Origin of the sequence: Gilliamella sp. B14384G12, from assembly GCF_016101825.1 — a bacterium.
Lineage (GTDB): Bacteria > Pseudomonadota > Gammaproteobacteria > Enterobacterales > Orbaceae > Gilliamella > Gilliamella apicola_N.
On the sequence record NZ_JACFPU010000006.1, the window covers coordinates 51,941 to 70,304 of the forward strand.

Sequence of the window (18,364 nt, forward strand, 5' to 3'; positions counted from 1 at the left end):
TAAACATGAATATGATGCAAAATAGAAATTATTGGTTCTCGTCAGGTTATCTTATTACCTTCTATGCCGCTTGGTCACTCTGGTGGTCTTTTTATGCTATTTGGTTAAAAAGTAAAATAGGTTTATCCGGTGAACAACTTGGTATTGTTTATGCAGCTAACTCTGCTGCTGCTATGTTTTTTATGATTTTTTATGGCATTATTCAAGATAAATTACAGATAGGTAAAGCGGTAATTACCTTTCAAAGTATCGTTATGATACTTATTGGGCCGTTTTTAATTTATGTGTATGAACCGTTACTACGAAATGATTTTTTGTTAGGTGTCTGTATTGGTGCACCAGTGTTAAGTGCGGGTTTTATTTCTGGATGCGCTTTGATTGACTCTTTTATTGAGCGAATTAGTCGATTGTTTGGTTTTGAATTTGGTCCTGCAAGATTTTGGGGATCGTTTGGTTATGCTGCTGCAACTTTTGTAGCGGGTATTTTATTTGGTATCGATCCCCATATTAACTTTTGGATGGCATCTGGCATTGCGGCTATCTATTTTATAATCAATTTAGTTTATAAACCTAACCAAGAGTTTTCCGCAAACAGTGAAACACAAGCAGTCATACAAAAGCCAACCATTCCAACTCTGAGTGAAATTCTTTCTCTATTTGGTATGAAAAAGTTTTGGTTATTTGTCTTTTTTATCATTGGTACCAATAGCTTTTATACTATTTATGATCAGCAACTGTTTCCAAATTTTTATACCAGTTTCTTTGATAAACCAGAGGAAGGCTATCAAGTCTATGGTTATTTAAATTCGCTCCAGGTATTTTTAGAAGCAGCTTGTATGATTTTAGCACCTTTCTTTATTAATAAAATAGGGGCAAAAAAATCATTATTAGTGGCGGCTATGGTGATGATTTGCCGAATTTCATTATCAGCAACCTTAGACAATGTTTATCTGATTTCGTTAGTTAAACTCTTTCATGCAATTGAAACACCACTATTTATCTTAGCTGTGTTCAAATACGTGGTAGGTAATTTTGATGAAAGATTATCATCTACTTTGTATTTAGTCGGCTTTAATATTTCATCAAATGTTGGTGTGATTGTTTTATCATGGTTAGTGGGTAAATTATTTGATAAAACAGGCTATTCAACTACATTTTATGTATTGGCAAGCATTGTGCTATTTATTTTGATAATCGCGATATTTACCTTGAGTGATGATAAAAAAACCAAACAACCATAATATTAAAACGTATGCAATGCTGTGTTATTTAGTATCAAAATGGGAACAGTTGCTTTCCATTTTGATTATTAAATTAGGATAAATGAATACAAAACTTGCTTCCTACATGAGTTTGCGAAACAATGTTAGCAATACTGTTTAATATAGGGACTTGTTGTGAACAATACAAAAATAGTTGTTAAGCCTGAATTATTATGGCAAACCATCCGACAAGAAGCATCCAAATTGGTTGAAAGTGAACCGATGCTTGCTAGTTATTTCCATGCTACTTTACTCAATCATGAAAACCTAGGCAGTGCTTTAAGTTATATTTTAGCGAATAAACTTTCGACGCAGGTTATGCCCGCTATTGAAATTCGTGAAATTGCTCGGCAAGCCTATCAAGCGGATGAGAATATTATTAAGTCGGCGATAAGTGATATTATAGCCGTTTATATTCGTGATCCCGCGACCAATCATTATTCAACCCCACTTCTGTATTATAAAGGTTTTTTATCATTACAAGCTTATCGAATCGCACATTGGCTTTGGCGGCAAAATCGCAAGTCTTTGGCGATTTTTTTACAAAGTCAGATTGCAATAGTGTTTGGCGTTGATATTCACCCTGCGGCTAAGATTGGCTGTGGGGTAATGTTTGATCATGCAACGGGTATTGTCATTGGTGAAACTGTTGTTATTGAAAATGATGTCTCTATTTTACAATCAGTGACGTTAGGCGGTACGGGCAAAGAAAATGGTGATCGCCATCCAAAAATTCGTGAAGGGGTGATGATTGGTGCCCATTCGACTATTTTAGGTAATATTGAAATTGGAAAAGGGGCTAAAATTGGCGCAGGTTCAGTTGTTTTGGAATCTGTACCGAAACATACCACAGTTGCGGGCGTTCCTGCTAAAATTGTTGGTTGCCCTGACTGCGATAAACCTGCATTAAATATGGATCAAGATATTTAGTTTTATAAGGGGATTTGTATTCCGTTGCTGATTAACAACGGAATACATTAATTGAAAATTATGACTGGGTGTTTAGATTTACATCCATTGTAGGATATGGAATATTAATACCATTTTCGGTTAATCCATTTTTAATATTTTCAAGCAATTCAGCCTTAACTGGCCCATAATTGGTATTTGTTGTCCAAACTAACACATTGAAATTCATTGATGAAGCATCTAATTGATCCAAGCGAATAGTTGGCTCTTTCTTTGTTAAAATGTTGCTGGTTTTATCAACAGCTTGTTTTAACACCTGATAAACTTTTCGAATGTCAGAATCATACCCAACATTTACAACTAAATCTAAACGTCTTTCTGGTAATCTTGTATAGTTAATAATATTGGCGCCCACTACCTGACTATTGGGTATTACTACTAATTCGTTGGTTGGCGTAACGATGGATGTTGAAAAAATTTGAATCGAATCAATAACCCCTTTTTGGTTATTAATAATCACGGTTTCACCCACTTTGAACGGACGAAAAATAATTAAAATAACCCCAGCAGCAAAATTAGACAGTGAACCTTGTAGTGCTAAACCAACGGCTAAACCAGCTGCACCAATAATGGCAACAATTGATGCGGTTTGTACACCAAGTTGCCCCAACACCGCCACCAGAGTCATTACAATAATGGCATAATAGGATAGAGAACTTACAAATTTAACTACTGTTGGATCAACATGACGATTGGTTAATATTTTTCTAAGTTGACGAGCGACAAATCTAGCAATGGCTCGTCCAATGATAAAAATAAGAATGGCAAAGCAAAAATGAGCAATATAACTGAGTACTACACCATCATATTTTTCAATAATAGAAATGGCATTATTGATTAGATCTTCAAAATTCATTTAATTATCCTTATCAATCGGTAATAGACATTACGGGAAAATATCTAGTTACAAAACAAATTAAACGAGCTGTTTAGATAATAATGTCCAGCGAGTATCAAAATTAGTTGTAGGTAGATATTTAAAACCCGAACGAGAATAACGCACCATCATACCTTCACAAAATGCAAGTAATTGGCTAGATAAAATGCGTTCATCTGTAGTAAAAGCAACACCTTCACGAATCTTCCTTTCTCGTATAACTTGTTTTATTTGTGTTTCGATTCGCTCAAAGAGTTGACTAATGCGTTCTTGCAACTGTTCTTGCTCAAACATCAATGCGTGGCCTGTCATAATTCTAGTTAATCCTGGATTTTTTTCAGAAAAACCTAGAATTAATGCAAGGATAAGTTTTAATCGAGTCAAGGTATTTGGCTCATCTTGCATGATGATATTAATGCGGGACAGTAAGATATCTTCAATATAGACAATTAAACTTTCAAACATTTTTGTTTTACTCGGAAAATGCCTATACAGCGCCGCTTCAGAAACGCCTACTGTGGCTGCTAATTTGGCGGTAGTAATTCGCTGAGTCCCTTCATTAGATTCAAGCATTGTTGCTAATGCTTGTAAGATATCTTCTTTGCGATTTTTATTTTTGTTATTCACAATCATTTTTTACCCGAATGCCCAAATCCACCTTCACCACGAGCTGATTCCGTAAATTCATCAACAATATTAAATTCTGCTTGCACAACAGGTACGATAATTAGTTGAGCAATACGATCACCTGCTTCAATAACAAAAGGTGTTTGGCTGCGGTTCCAAACAGGAACAAACAATTGGCCTTGATAATCCGAATCGATTAAACCAACTAGATTACCAAGCACAATACCATTTTTTGATCCTAAGCCAGAACGAGGCAGTACCAAAGCTGCCAAGTTCGGATCGGCAATATGCATTGATAAACCGGTTGGGGTTAAAATGGTTTCACCTGGTTTAATTTCAGTCGTTTTATCAAACATGGCACGTAAATCAATACCAGCGGATCCTTCAGTTGCATACGTTGGTAGTGGAAATTCATTACCTAAACGTTTGTCTAATACTTTAATATCAATTTTTCTTTTCATCATGACTCGCTTTATATCGTGTTATCACAGCTTCAAGTAGCTGTGATGCTAGTTGTTGTTTACTGCTTAATGGTAATGTTTGCTCTCCATTTTGCCAATAAAGAGTTAATGCATTTTGTTCAGAATTAAACCCGATTGTTTGGTCTGAAACATCATTAGCACAGATCAAATCTAAGTTTTTTGTCGTTAATTTTTTCAGTGCATAATCTTTGATATTATTGGTTTCAGCGGCAAATCCAACGACAAAAGGTCGATGATTCTTTAATGCCGCTACACTTGCAACAATATCAGGATTTTTAACTAACTTTATAACTAATTCATCATTATCATCAGTTTTTTTGATTTTTTGAGGGGCAATTGTTTTAGCATGATAGTCAGCAACCGCGGCACAAGCGATAAAAATTGTTGATTCTTGGGCATGACTTAATGCTGCTTCATACATCTGTTTAGCACTTTTTACATCAATACGATTGACATTATTTGGTGTATCTAGATGAACAGGACCACTAATTAAGGTCACTTTTGCACCCATTTGAGCTGCAGCTTTGGCAATAGCAAAGCCCATTTTACCTGAGCTGTAGTTGCTAATATAACGTACAGGATCGATTTCTTCAATGGTTGGACCTGCCGTAACCGTTATTGAGATCCCAGTAAGTGTTGATGTTGTGGAAAAATAATTCTCAATTTTTTCCACAATCGTTTGTGGTTCAAGCATACGACCCGGACCAACATCACCACAAGCCTGAAAGCCACTATCAGGCCCTAAAATTAAGGTATTTCTAGATGTTAGTACGAATAAATTATGTTGTGTCGCAGCCGCTTTATACATTTGCTGATTCATGGCTGGCGCGATGATTATTGGGGCGGGGGTTGCTAAACAGAGCGTTGATAATAAATCATCTGCAATGCCGTTAGCCATTTTAGCGATAATATTTGCTGTCGCGGGTGCAATTAATACTAAATCAGCCCATTTTGCCAATTCAATATGACTCATAGACAGTTCTGCCGATGGATCAAATAGATCATTGGATACCCGATTTCCAGAAACCGCTTGCAGTGTCATTGGCGTAACAAAGTGACTTGCCGAATCAGTCAGTACGACATGTACTTGTGCCCCTGCTTTTTTTAAATGACGGACAAGATCAGGACATTTATAAGCAGCAATGCCACCTGTTATTCCTAATAAAATATGTTTACCAGATAGACTCATGATCTTGCTATTCTCCCATCCAAAATTAAAGGCGTTATATTACCATAATTAAATTAGATAATAAGTAACTCTTTCGCATTGGCAAGTGTTGCATCGGTAATTTTATCTCCACCTAATAACCGAGCAAGCTCATTTAAACGTCCATTTTTATCTAATTTTTGCATGTCTGTGGTGGTTTGTTTACCACTCGTTTGTTTACTGACAAAGTAATGCTGATTAGCTTGTCCAGCAACTTGCGGTAAATGTGTTACGGTGATAACTTGTGTCGATTCTCCAAGTTGCCTTAAGAGCTGTCCGACTTTAGCGGCAGTTGGTCCACTGATACCCACATCAATTTCATCAAAAATTAATGCTGGAGTATCCATTTTTTGCGCTGTCAGTACCTGAATTGCTAAGGCAATACGTGATAATTCACCGCCGGATGCAACTTTAGCCAGCGGTTGTAAAATTTGTCCTGCATTGGTGCTGACTAAAAAGGTGACTTGATCGGCTCCACTTTCATTTAATCGATTTTCGTCAAAAGTGATATCGATACTCAATTGCCCATTTGGCATAGAGAGTTCATGCATAATTGTCGTTACTTTCTTGGCTAATGTTTTGCTTACCGTTACCCGTTTTTGGTGTAATTTAGTGGCAAGTTCTAGGGCAATTTGATGATATTTACTAATGTCAGCTTTTAACTGTTCGCCTTGTTCATCTTGTTGATTAATCTGTTTAAATTCATTGAGTAAATTTTGATGTAATTCAGGTAATGCTTCTGGTGCAATATGATGTTTGCGTGCTAATGCAATTTGCTTCGATAACCGTTGCTCAAGTTGCATGACCCGTGCGGGATCAATCTCTAAACTCTCACTGTAGTGACGAAGTTCATAACTGGCTTCTTTGATTTGAATGGCAGCTTCTTCCAGCATGTTAAGAATATTATTTAACGTTGGATCGAGCTCGGATAATTCTTGCACACTGTTTTTAACACTGCTAAGTAAATTGCTAACATTATATTCATCAGCTTCATCTAATACCATGATTGACTGTTGGCTAAGATTAATCAACTGTTCACTGTTTGATAGTCGTTTATATTCTTCATCAATCTGTTGGTACTCACCTTCAATCGGCGAAAATTCATTTAATTCTTTTAATTGATATTGTAAAAGTTGCAGATGTGCTTCACGGTCTTGTCGTGTGGTTTCATATTGCTGATAAGCTTGGCAGGCCGTTTTCCAATCCTTATGAGCTTGGTGCATTTGTGCAAGTAGCGTTGGTTCATTCATATAATGATTCAACAGCAGTTGCTGATAGTCACTGCGTAATAGTCGTTGAGGTTCATGTTGTCCATGAATTTGAATAAGCATTTGCCCTACATCTTTAAGTTGGGATATGGGCACGGCTCGACCATTAATAAACGCTTTAGAACGACCATCTTGATTAATCACGCGGCGTAAGATGCATTCATTACCCTCATCAAGTTGATTTTCTATTAACCACTCATATGCCGCGGGTGTGTCATCCAGTATAAAACTTGCTGATATATCTACCCGATTTGCCCCATTGCGAATCGCTGAGGCATCAGAACGATTTCCTAAACATAGTCCTAGAGCATCAATCGCAATGGATTTCCCTGCTCCTGTTTCTCCGGTAATTGCGGTCATCCCTGTTGTAAAATCAACTAACAACTGATCGACAATAGCAAAATTATTAATAGTAAGTTGAGTTATCATAATAATTAAATAAATACATGCAGCTGATTAAAATTGAAACGAGTATATCAACAAAAACACTGTAAATAAATACAGTTTTTTAAATAAAATAATGATTTTGTTTTGGTCTACCTGATGGAATGGTTGTGTTACCTAGATTTTATCTTGCTTGCAACGTTTCTTTACCTCATTTAATAAATAAGCAAGTAGATAACAATGAATGATAATTAAGGAGAAAAAAATTAAACAAGCCATTGATCAGAAAAATCTCAATGGCTGGTAAGATAGTTAACTAATACAATGAACTAATCACTTCATAAATTAATTGTAGATTTAAAATAATAAGCGAAATCGTCGCTATCCAACCTAAAATAATGGTTAATTTGCAATTCACAAACTCTTTCATGATTTTTTTATTTGAGGTGACTAAAATTAAAGGAATCATTGAAATTGGTAAAGCAATGCTTAAAAAGACTTGAGTATAGATTAATAAATTTTCAACAATATTTTCTTTATCTCCCCAGATATAAATACATAAAATCACAGGAGTAACCGCTAATCCTCGGCTGATTATTCGTCTAGCCCAGAGCGGAATCGATAAATGAATAAAACCTTCCATGACTATTTGCCCAGTCAGTGTGCCTGTAATTGTTGCGTTTTGACCCGATGCGAGTAAAGCAACGGCAAATAAAGTTGCCATAATTGAACTTGCCACAGGACCAACCATATATGGATCTTTCAATGCATCATAAAGTTGGGTAAATCGACCAAGATTGTCGGGATCATTGCCATAAAAAAGGGCAGCCCCAAGAATTAATAATAAACAGTTTATGATAAATGAAAACGACAATTGTATATTGGAATCAATCGTTGCATATTTAATTGCATCTTTTAAGCTTGTTCTGTTTTGTCTATTATATTTTCTAGTTTGAACGATAGACGAATGCAGATATAAGTTATGCGGCATAACGGTTGCACCCACAATACCAAGTGCAATCACTAATGCGGAATCATGTCCTTTGATTGAGGCAGTAAAAATATCACTTCTAGGAATAAATCCATTTAAAATATCACTAAGTTCAGGAGAGGCTCTTAAAACTTCATAAGCGAAGATAATAAAGATTGTCGCAATTAAACAAAAGACAATGGCTTCTATTTTTCTAAAACCAAACTTCATCAAAATTAAAAGGATAACAATGTCAAAAACGGTTAATAACACACCAATTAATAATGGAATATCAAATAATAGATTTAAAGCTACTGCACTACCAATGACTTCAGCAATTTCTGTGGCAATAATGGCTAATTCAGTCGATATCCATAAACAAAAAGCTATTTTTTTACCGACCATTGATTTTGTGGCTTGGGCAAGATCCATACCCGTTACTACGCCTATTTTCACACACATTGCCTGAAGGAGCATTGCAATTAAGCTAGAAATGAGTATTACTGATAGTAATAAATAGCTATAAAGCGCACCACCTTGAATGGACGTAATCCAGTTTCCTGGATCCATATAACCAACAGCAACTAAAGCCCCCGGACCAGAAAAAGCCCACAGTTTTCGAAGAAAACTCGCATTAGGATCGGGAATATGAACCGTATTATTGATCTCTTCTAAACTTACTGTGGATATTTTTAACATAATTAAACCTCTAAATTAATATAGTGGTATTATATTTGATAATGAGAATCATTATCAATTAATAAATAATTATTTTGTTTTTTTAAAATTATAATTGCGGTAATGTGTATTATTTAGACTTAAAAGTGTATATTATTTATTCTAATTGAGTTTATATATTGGTATGGCTATACCAGTTATGATTGATTAAATAGATATTGTTTGATTTCTCAAAAATAAGAACAAAAAGCAATCATCTGTTTTAAATAAAAAAATTTCTAAAACGTATCCTGCAAGTCTTAAGTAAAACTTATTTTAACTAATTTATTGTGCATTCTCATTTAAATATCCATTAAATATCTATTAAAAATAGTAAGGAATCACTCAAATGTTTGGAAATAAAATAAATCGTAAAATTATCATTTGGACTACACTCATTGGTGGTTTTATTAGTTCATTAGTTAAGTGGGGATCGGAAGTTAATATGCCGCCTCGTGTTCCCGGTGAAATTTCGCCACCAGCAGCACATATTGATGCTTGGCTTGGTTGGTTAGGTATTAATTCGCATTCCCTTGATTATATTTATCAAGGGGCAAATGTTTTAGGTGCTGTGACACTTTATCACTGGCTATTTAGTTTTGCTTTTGCATTTGTTTATGTATTTATTGCCTATTTTTGGAATAAAATTCGACTTTGGTATGGTGCCTTTTATGGGTTGATTATTACGGTTGTTATGCATGGCTTTTTTATTCCATTGTTAGGCTTCCGTCATCCCGCTTATGATCCAGAAGGTACCGTTGGCTGGTTATGGAATTTAAATGGCTATGAATTATGGAGTGAAATTTTAGGTCATATTTATTGGGGCGTCTCCATTGAAATCTGTATGATTGCTGTACTTGCCCATTTTTCAAGACCAATTTATGGTCAGTGGCGTAAATAATTGACTTATTTTGCAATCCTTCTATTCTAAAAAATAGGAGGATTGTTAATCTTAACCATATTGATTATTTTTTAAATTTTATTTTTATAAAACGGTTGGATTAACTTTAACTATTCTATCAGCATTTAGGATATTAATTTTTTGTTTAACCCCCGCTTATCAACATTCTTTTTATTTAATTGCAATAATAATATTGTTAATGGGTACAAAAAGAATAACTGAAAATAATAATGCAATCACAATATAATCAATGCGTTGCTTGTTGGATTTGAATGCCCAGAAACATAAATTCACAATACAGTTAAAACCAAAAATAATGGTAATAAAAAAGTTGTGAATTATTTGTGAAGATAAAACGACATTATTGTTATCACCCAACATAGGCAAAATTAAAATGACTTCTAAAATATAAAGGTAATATAAAAATTTCATTTTTGTCATTCCTTTAAAAAACTAGTTTTACATTATACTGTTATCCTTAAAATCTGCTAATGATTATTCGTTATAACGATAAAAAAGCAATTTGATATAGTTAAAAACTATATCAATTAATAAAAAACTAGAATTATTCAATAACATTTTTTTTTGCTATCTTTTTAACCACGCAAGAACCGTGATTAAAGGAAAATAAAATGAATACAGCAGTTATTGGATATCCTCGTGTTGGTAAACTTCGTGAATTGAAATTTGCAACCGAAGCCTATTTTAAAGGTAATAAAACCCAAACCGAATTATTAAGTGAAGCTAAAGCATTACGTGCCGAGCATTTACAACAACAAGCTTCGCAAAAAATTGCATTTATTTCGTCTAATGACTTTTCATTTTATGATGCAGTATTAGATACCGCTTGCTTACTTAATGTTATTCCTAAACGTTACCAAGATTTGGGATTACCAGAACTTGATCGTTATTTTGCTATGGCTCGTGGTTATCAAGGTGAAAAAGGCGATGTGCGTGCGCTAGCAATGAAAAAATGGTTTAACACCAATTATCACTATTTAGTACCTGAAATAGAAGATTCAGTGCAGATCAAAGTAGCTGGTAGCAAACCATTTGACGAATATCAAGAGGCCAAAGCGTTAGGTATACAAACTAAACCTGTTGTTGTTGGTCCGTTAACGTTTTTCAAATTAGCACAATATTTAGGTAATAAACAGTTTGTTGACTTTAAAGCTGATATTATTAAAGCCTACCAAGAAATTATTCAAAAATTCACAGCTCTTGGCGCTGATTGGATTCAAATTGATGAACCAATTTTAGTGACGGATCTTAATCAAGATGATATCGCTTTATTTACAGAGCTCTATCAAGCAATCTTATCTGTTAAAGCTACTACTAAAGTGGTTCTACAAACCTATTTTGGTGATGTACGTGACTGCTACAAAGAGTTAGTGGCTCTGCCGTTCGATGGCATTGGTCTTGACTTTGTCGAAGGTAAACAGTCATTAGCATTGCTTGAAAATAATGGTTTCCCTTCGGATAAAGTATTATTTGCTGGCGTAGTGAATGGTAAAAATATTTGGAAAAATAACTACCAAAAAACGTTAGCATTACTTGGGAAAATTAAGCAAAAGGCAGCTAAAGTTGTAATTAATACTTCGTGTTCATTGTTGCATGTACCTTATACATTACAAAATGAGACTAAACTAACTATTCAACAACGTGCTTACTTTGCTTTTGCACAAGAAAAACTGCAAGAATTAGCAGAGCTTGGTCAGTTATTTAATGAAGCTAACCCAGAAAATAGTGAGACTTATAAAGCTAACCAAACACTGTTTACTCGTGAACGTGAAGGGGCAAATCAAGAGGTTCGTCAAAAAGTTGCGGCGTTAAGTGCATCTGACTTTACTCGTTTACCTGAATTTTCAGTACGTGAAGCAGAGCAGAAAAAAGCATTTAATTTACCATTGTTACCAACTACAACGATTGGTTCATTCCCACAAACGCCAGATGTGCGCTTAAATCGTGCTAAATTCAAAAAAGGTGAAATTTGTTTGAATGAATACACTGAATTCAATAAGAAAAAAATTGCCGAATGTATCAAATTGCAAGAAGAGATCGGTATTGATGTATTGGTGCATGGTGAGTTTGAACGAAATGATATGGTTGAATATTTTGGTGAAAGCCTAAATGGTTTTGTCTTTACTGAAAAAGCATGGGTGCAATCTTATGGTACTCGTTGCGTTAAGCCACCAATTGTATGGGGTGATATTTCACGTTCAAAACCAATTACGGTTGAATATTCAAAATATGCGCAAAGTTTAACAGATAAACCAGTTAAAGGCATGTTAACTGGTCCAGTAACGATTCTTAACTGGTCATTCCCTCGTGAAGACATTTCACAAAAAGAGTCTGTATTCCAAATTGGTTTAGCTATTGGTGATGAGGTGCTCGATCTTGAAGCGGCTGGTATTAAAGTCATTCAGATTGATGAGGCAGCACTTAAAGAAAAATTACCATTGCGTAAGGCAGATTGGAACAGCGAATATCTAGATTGGGCAATTCCAGCATTCAGATTAGTACATAGTAAAGTTCAAGCAGATACGCAAATTCATACTCATATGTGTTATAGCGAATTTGCTGACATCATCAAAGACATTGATGCAATGGATGCAGATGTTATCTCGTTTGAAGCATCACGTTCTAATTTACAGTTGATTGATGTGCTTAAAGCCAATAATTTTAAAACTGAAGTGGGACCGGGTGTTTATGATATCCATTCACCACGTGTACCGCCTGTGGCTGAAATTAAAGGAACTATTGAGAAATTGCTTGCGAAGATCGATAAACAAAAATTATGGATTAATCCAGATTGTGGTTTAAAAACGCGTGGTGAAAAAGAGGTGGTTGAAAGCTTACAACACTTAGTTCAAGCCACATTAGAAGTAAGAAAAACACTCAAATAATACTGTTTTTCAAAATAATTTAACTTTGTTAAATCTGATATTGCCGCCGCCTCATTAGGCGGCGGAAACGTCAATAAGGAAAAATAGTAATGATAACCAATGGATAATGCAGATGAAAACAAATCTACTTTTTAATCAAAAAACGGTGTTCTCCTTTGAGGTTTTTCCTCCTAAAAAAACATCACCTTTAGAAACAATTTACAGTACTTTGCGCGAACTCGGTTATTTTAAACCTGATTTTATTAGTGTTACCTATGGAGCAGGTGGTAGCTTGAATGGACAAACGACTATTGATATTGCTCACTCAGTTAAGCATACCTATGGTATCGAAAGTGTTGCCCATTTACCGGGTATCAATTTTGATAAAACCGAGATGAAAAAAATCCTTCACGATCTTAAATGTGCGGGTATTGATAATGTACTTGCGTTACGAGGTGATATCAATCCAAACGTAAAACCGAAAGATGATTTTCGTTTTGCAAGTGAACTTGTCTCTTTTATTAAAGAAAATGGCGATTTTAACGTAATTGGTGCGTGTTATCCTGAAGGGCACCTTGAAGCGGCAACCATTAAACAAGATTTAATTCATTTGAAAGAAAAAGTGAACGCAGGTACCGATCAACTGATTTCCCAATTGTTTTTTGATAATGATTATTTTTATGCTTTTTTAGATAAAGCGCGTGATATGGGCATTGATGTACCCATTGAAGCGGGAATTATGCCAGTAACGAATAAAAACCAAATTGAACGTATGGTTTCAATGTGTGGTGTTAATCTACCTAAGAAATTTAAGCAAATGATGGAAAAATATGAACATCATCCAGATGCATTCCGTGATGCAGGTATTGCTTATGCTATCGATCAGATTGTTGACCTAGTTTCGCAAAATGTTGACGGTATCCATTTATATACCATGAATAATAGCTATATCGCTCGAAGAATTAGTGAAGCAGTATCAACGTTACTTGCCGTTCCAAAATCAATATAGTTTTATCATTAAGAAAATTTAGAATAGGGTTTGGAGGAATTGGTTGCGGGGGCTGGATTTGAACCAACGACCTTCGGGTTATGAGCCCGACGAGCTACCAAGCTGCTCCACCCCGCGTCAGAGAGGTGAGTTATATTATAGTAATAAAATAATAAAGCAATACTATTCTTTACTGAACGTATTATTTTTACACATTCCTTAACAAATGAGCGTAATTTATATACTAAATGGTATACACTCCTGAATAATTTTTACAAACATTCTGCTTAAATAAGTTTACCGATTAGCTTAGGTTTGGTGTGATTAAAACGATTAATAAGGCATTATTTATAAATAAAAGTAATCCAAATACTGAAACGGTATACACTCCTGAATAATTTTTACAAAATACTACTTAAATAAGTTCACTGATTAGCTTAAGTTTGGTGTGATTAAAACGATTAATAAAGCATTATTTATAAATAAAAGTAATTTAAATATTGAAACGGTATACACTCCTGAATAATTTTTACAAAATACTACTTAAATAAGTTCACTGATTAGCTTAGGTTTGGTGTGATTAAAACGATTAATAAGGCATTATTTACAAATAAAAGTAATTTAAATGCTGAAATGGCATATCCTCCTGAATAATTTTTACAATCATTCTGCTTAAATGAGTTCACTGATTAACTTAGGTTTGGTGTGATTAAAACGATTAATAAGGCATTATTTATAAATAAAAGTAATTTAAATGCTGAAACGGTATATCCTCCTGAATAATTTTTACAAAATCACTTTAATTATTTTTAATCCATTGCTCTATTTCTTTAAAATGATTAATTAAAATGTGTTTCTCATTTTCGATATTCACCATAAATTTGTTTTAGATATCAATTCTGTCATGAGTTGATAGATGTTTTATCTGTAGTTCTATCGCGTCTATATTATGTTTGATATTGGTAATGATACGACGTAAAAATTCATCCATATTTAGATTATACTTATTTTCTATTTTACCGTTTTATTAGGCTGAATATTTTAACAAAATTCCATTTTATGGTTTAACTACTATTATGCTAACATCATTAAAATTACATAATGTTTATTTAATTGGAAAAGGAAAAAAATATGTCAACTCAATATCATGGATCTTGTTTGTGTGGAAAAGTTAAATTATCTGTTCCATTTGCCAATACGGATTTTAGTGCATGCCATTGCCAAACTTGTCGTAAATGGAGTGCCGGGCCTTTAATGACCTTAGCGCACAGTGGTGATTTAACAATAGAAGGGCAAGAAAACGTTACCCATTTTAACTCATCACAATGGGCGGAAAGAGCATTTTGTAAAGAGTGTGGCTCTCATCTTTATTATCATTTAAAAGGTACGCAAAATTATTATATTGCTGCTTGGATCTTTGATGATATTAAGGATTTAAAATTCACGGCTGAAGTCTTTATCGATAAAAAACCAACTTGCTATGCGTTTGCTAATCAGACTCACAAATTAACCGAAGCAGATATTTTAGCCATGGCGGAAGGAAAGGCTTAAAAAAATAAATTATAACTTGATGTATTTATAAAAAAAGACGAGCATTGCTCGTCTTTTTGGTTATTGATAAAGTGCCTGTAATGGTATCACACTGTGAGCAGGATCGTAATCCAGTGCCGATGTTGTGGCATAAGCAGCATTCATAGTGGTATCGTAATGGACTTTATATTGGATAGCACTACGGCGCAGGATTTTAGAGGCTTCAATAGCAGCTCGCCCTGAGGTTGTGTTAAGAATATAACTGTATTCACCATTTTTGATATGATCATGAATATTTGGCCGACCTTCATTTTCTTTCTTGACAATTTGACAGGCAATTCCTGCTTGTTGCAATGCTTTTGCTGTGCCAAGTGTGGCATCAATACTAAATCCATGAGCGATTAATCGTTTAGCAACTTCTAATAGACGTGGTTTATCTTGTTCACGAATAGAAAGTAATGCTTTGCCGGATTTTTTCATATTCGACAAGCTGCCAAGCTGTGCTTTGGCAAAGGCTTCTGCAAATGTTTTACCAATTCCCATGACTTCGCCGGTTGAGCGCATTTCTGGGCCTAAAATTGGGTCAACACCGCTAAATTTATTAAATGGTAATACTACCTCTTTAACGGAATAATAAGGCGGAATGACTTCTTGAGTAACATTTTGCTTGGCCAGCGATTGCCCTGTCATGACACGGGCAGCAATTTTAGCCAGTGGTAAGCCAGTCGCTTTCGAGACAAACGGCACCGTACGGGCTGCACGTGGATTAATTTCAATCAGATAAACTTGATTATCTTTGACCGCAAATTGCCCATTCATTAAACCTTTTACATTAAGTTCAAACGCCAATTGTTTCGCTTGTTTTCGCAGTTCAGCTAAAATTTCAGGGCTTAAGGTATGAGTTGGCAGTGAACAAGCTGAATCGCCCGAGTGGATACCGGCTTGTTCAATATGTTCCATAATGCCACCAATAACGATTTGTTCGCCATCTGCAATCACATCAATATCCACCTCAATGGCATCATCTAAAAAGTGGTCAAGCAGTACTGGCGCATTATTGGATTCACTTACTGCGGTTTTAAAGTAGCGTCGTAAATCTTGTTCATTGTATACAATTTCCATTGCTCGTCCGCCTAATACATAAGATGGACGCACCACGAGTGGATAACCGATTTGCTCTGCTTTGATTACCGCTTCATCAATATCGGTTACGGTGGCATTAACGGGCTGTTTTAAATTTAATTTATCAACTACTTCTTGAAAGCGTTTGCGATCTTCAGCTCTATCTATGGCATCAGGTGAAGTGCCAATAATAGGAATTCCAGCAGCTTCAAGGGCTCGCGCCAATTTCAGCGGAGTTTGTCCACCATACTGCACTATCACGCCATCAGGTTTTTCAACGTGGGCAATTTCAAGCACATCTTCAAGGGTAACTGGCTCAAAATAGAGTCGATCGGAAGTATCATAATCGGTTGAAACTGTTTCGGGATTGCAATTTACCATAATGGTTTCAAAGCCATCTTCGCGTAAAGCTAAAGCAGCATGTACACAGCAGTAATCAAATTCGATCCCTTGTCCAATACGATTAGGCCCTCCTCCTAAAATCATAATCTTTTTACGATTAAATTGTGGATTGGCCTCACACTCTTGTTCATAGGTTGAGTAAAGATAGGCGGTATCGGTTGAAAACTCGGCTGCACAAGTATCCACACGCTTATAAACTGGGTGAATATCATATTGTACGCGCAGATCTCGCACGGCTTGTTCTTGAGTATTAAGCAGTTTAGCAATACGAAGATCCGAAAAGCCTTTACGTTTAAGTTGCCATAATGTCTCTTGATCAAGATCATTAATGGTTTGTTGCTTTAAGCGGTTTTCTATTTGCACTAGTTCTTCTATTTGTACTAAGAACCAGCGATCAATATGAGTTAATAAAAACACTTCATCAACGGTAAAACCCGCTCGAAAAGCATCGGCTATATACCAAATGCGATCGCTACCTGCTTCTTGTAATTCGTAACGAATTTTAGCAAGATTCTTTTCATCGCTAACATCATCAATTTTTTCATCCAATCCGCACGCACCGACTTCTAAACCGCGAAGTGCTTTTTGCATCGATTCTTGGAATGTTCGGCCAATTGCCATCACTTCACCCACTGATTTCATTTGTGTGGTTAAGCGATCATTGCAACCGGCAAATTTTTCAAAATTAAAACGTGGGATTTTAGTCACGACATAATCAATAGATGGTTCGAAAGAAGCAGGAGTTTTACCGCCAGTAATATCATTGGAAAGCTCATCAAGTGTATAACCGACGGCTAATTTAGCTGCAATCTTGGCAATAGGAAAACCTGTAGCTTTAGAGGCTAATGCCGAAGAGCGTGATACCCTAGGATTCATCTCAATAACAATTAATCGTCCCGTTTGTGGATCAACCGAAAATTGCACGTTCGAACCACCCGTTTCAACACCAATTTCACGCAATACTGCAATTGAGGCATTACGCATGATTTGATACTCTTTATCTGTCAAAGTTTGTGCCGGTGCAACCGTTATTGAATCACCGGTATGAATGCCCATTGCGTCAAAGTTTTCAATCGAACAAACAATAATACAATTATCGTTTTTATCACGCACAACTTCCATTTCATACTCTTTCCAGCCAATCAGTGATTCGTCGATCAGGAGTTCATTGGTTGGGGATAAATCAAGTCCACGAGTACAGATTTCTTCAAACTCTTCTTGATTATAAGCGATGCCACCGCCTGTTCCGCCCATCGTGAATGATGGACGAATAATACAAGGAAAGCCCACTTGTTCCAGTACCGCATAAGCTTCTTGTAATGAGTGAGCAATGCCTGAACGTGCGGTATCCAGCCCAATTTTTTTCATTGCCTGATCAAAGCGTTTGCGATCTTCAGCTTTATCAATCGCATCTGCGGTAGCGCCGATCATTTCAACATTAAACTCTTTTAATACACCCTGTTTTTCAAGTTCTAATGCGCAATTTAATGCCGTTTGTCCGCCCATCGTTGGTAAAATGGCATCGGGTCGCTCTTTTTCAATAATTTTGCGCACACATGTCCAATGAATTGGCTCAATATAGGTGGCATCCGCCATTTCAGGATCGGTCATAATGGTTGCCGGATTAGAGTTAACTAAAATTACTCGGTATCCTTCTTCACGTAATGCTTTACATGCCTGAGCGCCTGAATAATCAAATTCACAAGCTTGACCAATAACAATTGGGCCTGCGCCAATAATTAGAATACTTTTAATATCTGTTCGCTTAGCCAT

Annotated in this window: 14 protein-coding genes and 1 tRNA gene; 6 read left to right on the forward strand and 9 right to left on the reverse strand. The window is 35.5% G+C overall.

The genetic code is table 11. The features are described from left to right. Positions 1 to 5 precede the first annotated feature (5 nt). Together H3S73_RS07815 and cysE are read left to right on the forward strand one after the other, a co-directional pair. Positions 6 to 1,241, forward strand: a complete 1,236-nt coding sequence (locus tag H3S73_RS07815) for an oligosaccharide MFS transporter (RefSeq protein WP_198227419.1) — start codon at positions 6 to 8, stop codon at positions 1,239 to 1,241. Positions 1,242 to 1,412: 171 nt separating this feature from the next. Next, positions 1,413 to 2,192, forward strand: coding sequence for a serine O-acetyltransferase (gene cysE / locus H3S73_RS07820; protein ID WP_198227479.1), 780 nt, complete (start codon positions 1,413 to 1,415; stop codon positions 2,190 to 2,192). 58 nt (positions 2,193 to 2,250) lie between these two features. Here cysE and H3S73_RS07825 read toward each other — a convergent pair whose 3' ends face one another. The 6 genes from H3S73_RS07825 to H3S73_RS07850 form a co-directional block, all read right to left on the reverse strand. Next, a complete protein-coding gene (locus tag H3S73_RS07825) occupies positions 2,251 to 3,087 on the reverse strand; it encodes a mechanosensitive ion channel domain-containing protein (protein ID WP_198227417.1) in 837 nt (278 codons plus the stop codon). Between the two features lie 60 nt (positions 3,088 to 3,147). Further along, positions 3,148 to 3,735, reverse strand: a complete 588-nt coding sequence (gene slmA / locus H3S73_RS07830) for a nucleoid occlusion factor SlmA (RefSeq protein ID WP_307785753.1) — start codon at positions 3,733 to 3,735, stop codon at positions 3,148 to 3,150. 2 nt (positions 3,736 to 3,737) lie between these two features. Next, positions 3,738 to 4,196: a dUTP diphosphatase gene (gene dut, locus H3S73_RS07835; RefSeq protein WP_025316822.1), complete on the reverse strand. Its 459-nt coding sequence runs from the start codon at positions 4,194 to 4,196 to the stop codon at positions 3,738 to 3,740. Further along, entirely contained in the window at positions 4,180 to 5,406 is a 1,227-nt protein-coding gene (coaBC, locus tag H3S73_RS07840) for a bifunctional phosphopantothenoylcysteine decarboxylase/phosphopantothenate--cysteine ligase CoaBC (protein WP_198236317.1), read from the reverse strand. Before coaBC ends, dut begins: the two co-directional genes overlap by 17 nt. 53 nt (positions 5,407 to 5,459) lie before the next feature. Further along, a complete protein-coding gene (gene recN / locus H3S73_RS07845) occupies positions 5,460 to 7,121 on the reverse strand; it encodes a DNA repair protein RecN (protein ID WP_198236318.1) in 1,662 nt (553 codons plus the stop codon). Between the two features lie 271 nt (positions 7,122 to 7,392). Next, positions 7,393 to 8,745 (reverse strand): Nramp family divalent metal transporter, encoded by a 1,353-nt coding sequence (locus tag H3S73_RS07850; RefSeq protein WP_198236319.1) that lies wholly within the window; start codon positions 8,743 to 8,745, stop codon positions 7,393 to 7,395. A 367-nt stretch (positions 8,746 to 9,112) separates the two neighbouring features. Between H3S73_RS07850 and H3S73_RS07855 the strand changes: the two genes are divergently transcribed. Next, positions 9,113 to 9,664, forward strand: coding sequence for a DUF1440 domain-containing protein (locus tag H3S73_RS07855; RefSeq protein WP_198236320.1), 552 nt, complete (start codon positions 9,113 to 9,115; stop codon positions 9,662 to 9,664). Positions 9,665 to 9,835: 171 nt separating this feature from the next. Here the strand turns inward: H3S73_RS07855 and H3S73_RS07860 are convergent, their stop codons facing one another. After that, a complete protein-coding gene (locus tag H3S73_RS07860; protein WP_198236321.1) occupies positions 9,836 to 10,096 on the reverse strand; it encodes a hypothetical protein in 261 nt (86 codons plus the stop codon). A 200-nt stretch (positions 10,097 to 10,296) separates the two neighbouring features. On the opposite strand from H3S73_RS07860, the gene metE reads away from it, so the two are divergent. After that, positions 10,297 to 12,570, forward strand: coding sequence for a 5-methyltetrahydropteroyltriglutamate--homocysteine S-methyltransferase (gene metE, locus H3S73_RS07865; protein ID WP_198236322.1), 2,274 nt, complete (start codon positions 10,297 to 10,299; stop codon positions 12,568 to 12,570). 112 nt (positions 12,571 to 12,682) lie between these two features. Then, the gene (gene metF, locus H3S73_RS07870) at positions 12,683 to 13,558 is read left to right on the forward strand and encodes a methylenetetrahydrofolate reductase [NAD(P)H] (protein WP_065738109.1); all 876 of its coding nucleotides are present in this window, start codon (positions 12,683 to 12,685) and stop codon (positions 13,556 to 13,558) included. 40 nt (positions 13,559 to 13,598) lie between these two features. Here the strand turns inward: metF and H3S73_RS07875 are convergent. Then, positions 13,599 to 13,675: transfer RNA gene (locus H3S73_RS07875), tRNA-Met, on the reverse strand. A gap of 993 nt (positions 13,676 to 14,668) precedes the next feature. Between H3S73_RS07875 and H3S73_RS07880 the strand changes: the two genes are divergently transcribed. Next, a complete protein-coding gene (locus H3S73_RS07880) occupies positions 14,669 to 15,088 on the forward strand; it encodes a GFA family protein (protein WP_025316813.1) in 420 nt (139 codons plus the stop codon). A gap of 60 nt (positions 15,089 to 15,148) precedes the next feature. On the opposite strand, the gene carB is transcribed toward H3S73_RS07880, so the two are convergent. Next, the gene (carB, locus tag H3S73_RS07885) at positions 15,149 to 18,364 is read right to left on the reverse strand and encodes a carbamoyl-phosphate synthase large subunit (RefSeq protein WP_198236323.1); all 3,216 of its coding nucleotides are present in this window, start codon (positions 18,362 to 18,364) and stop codon (positions 15,149 to 15,151) included.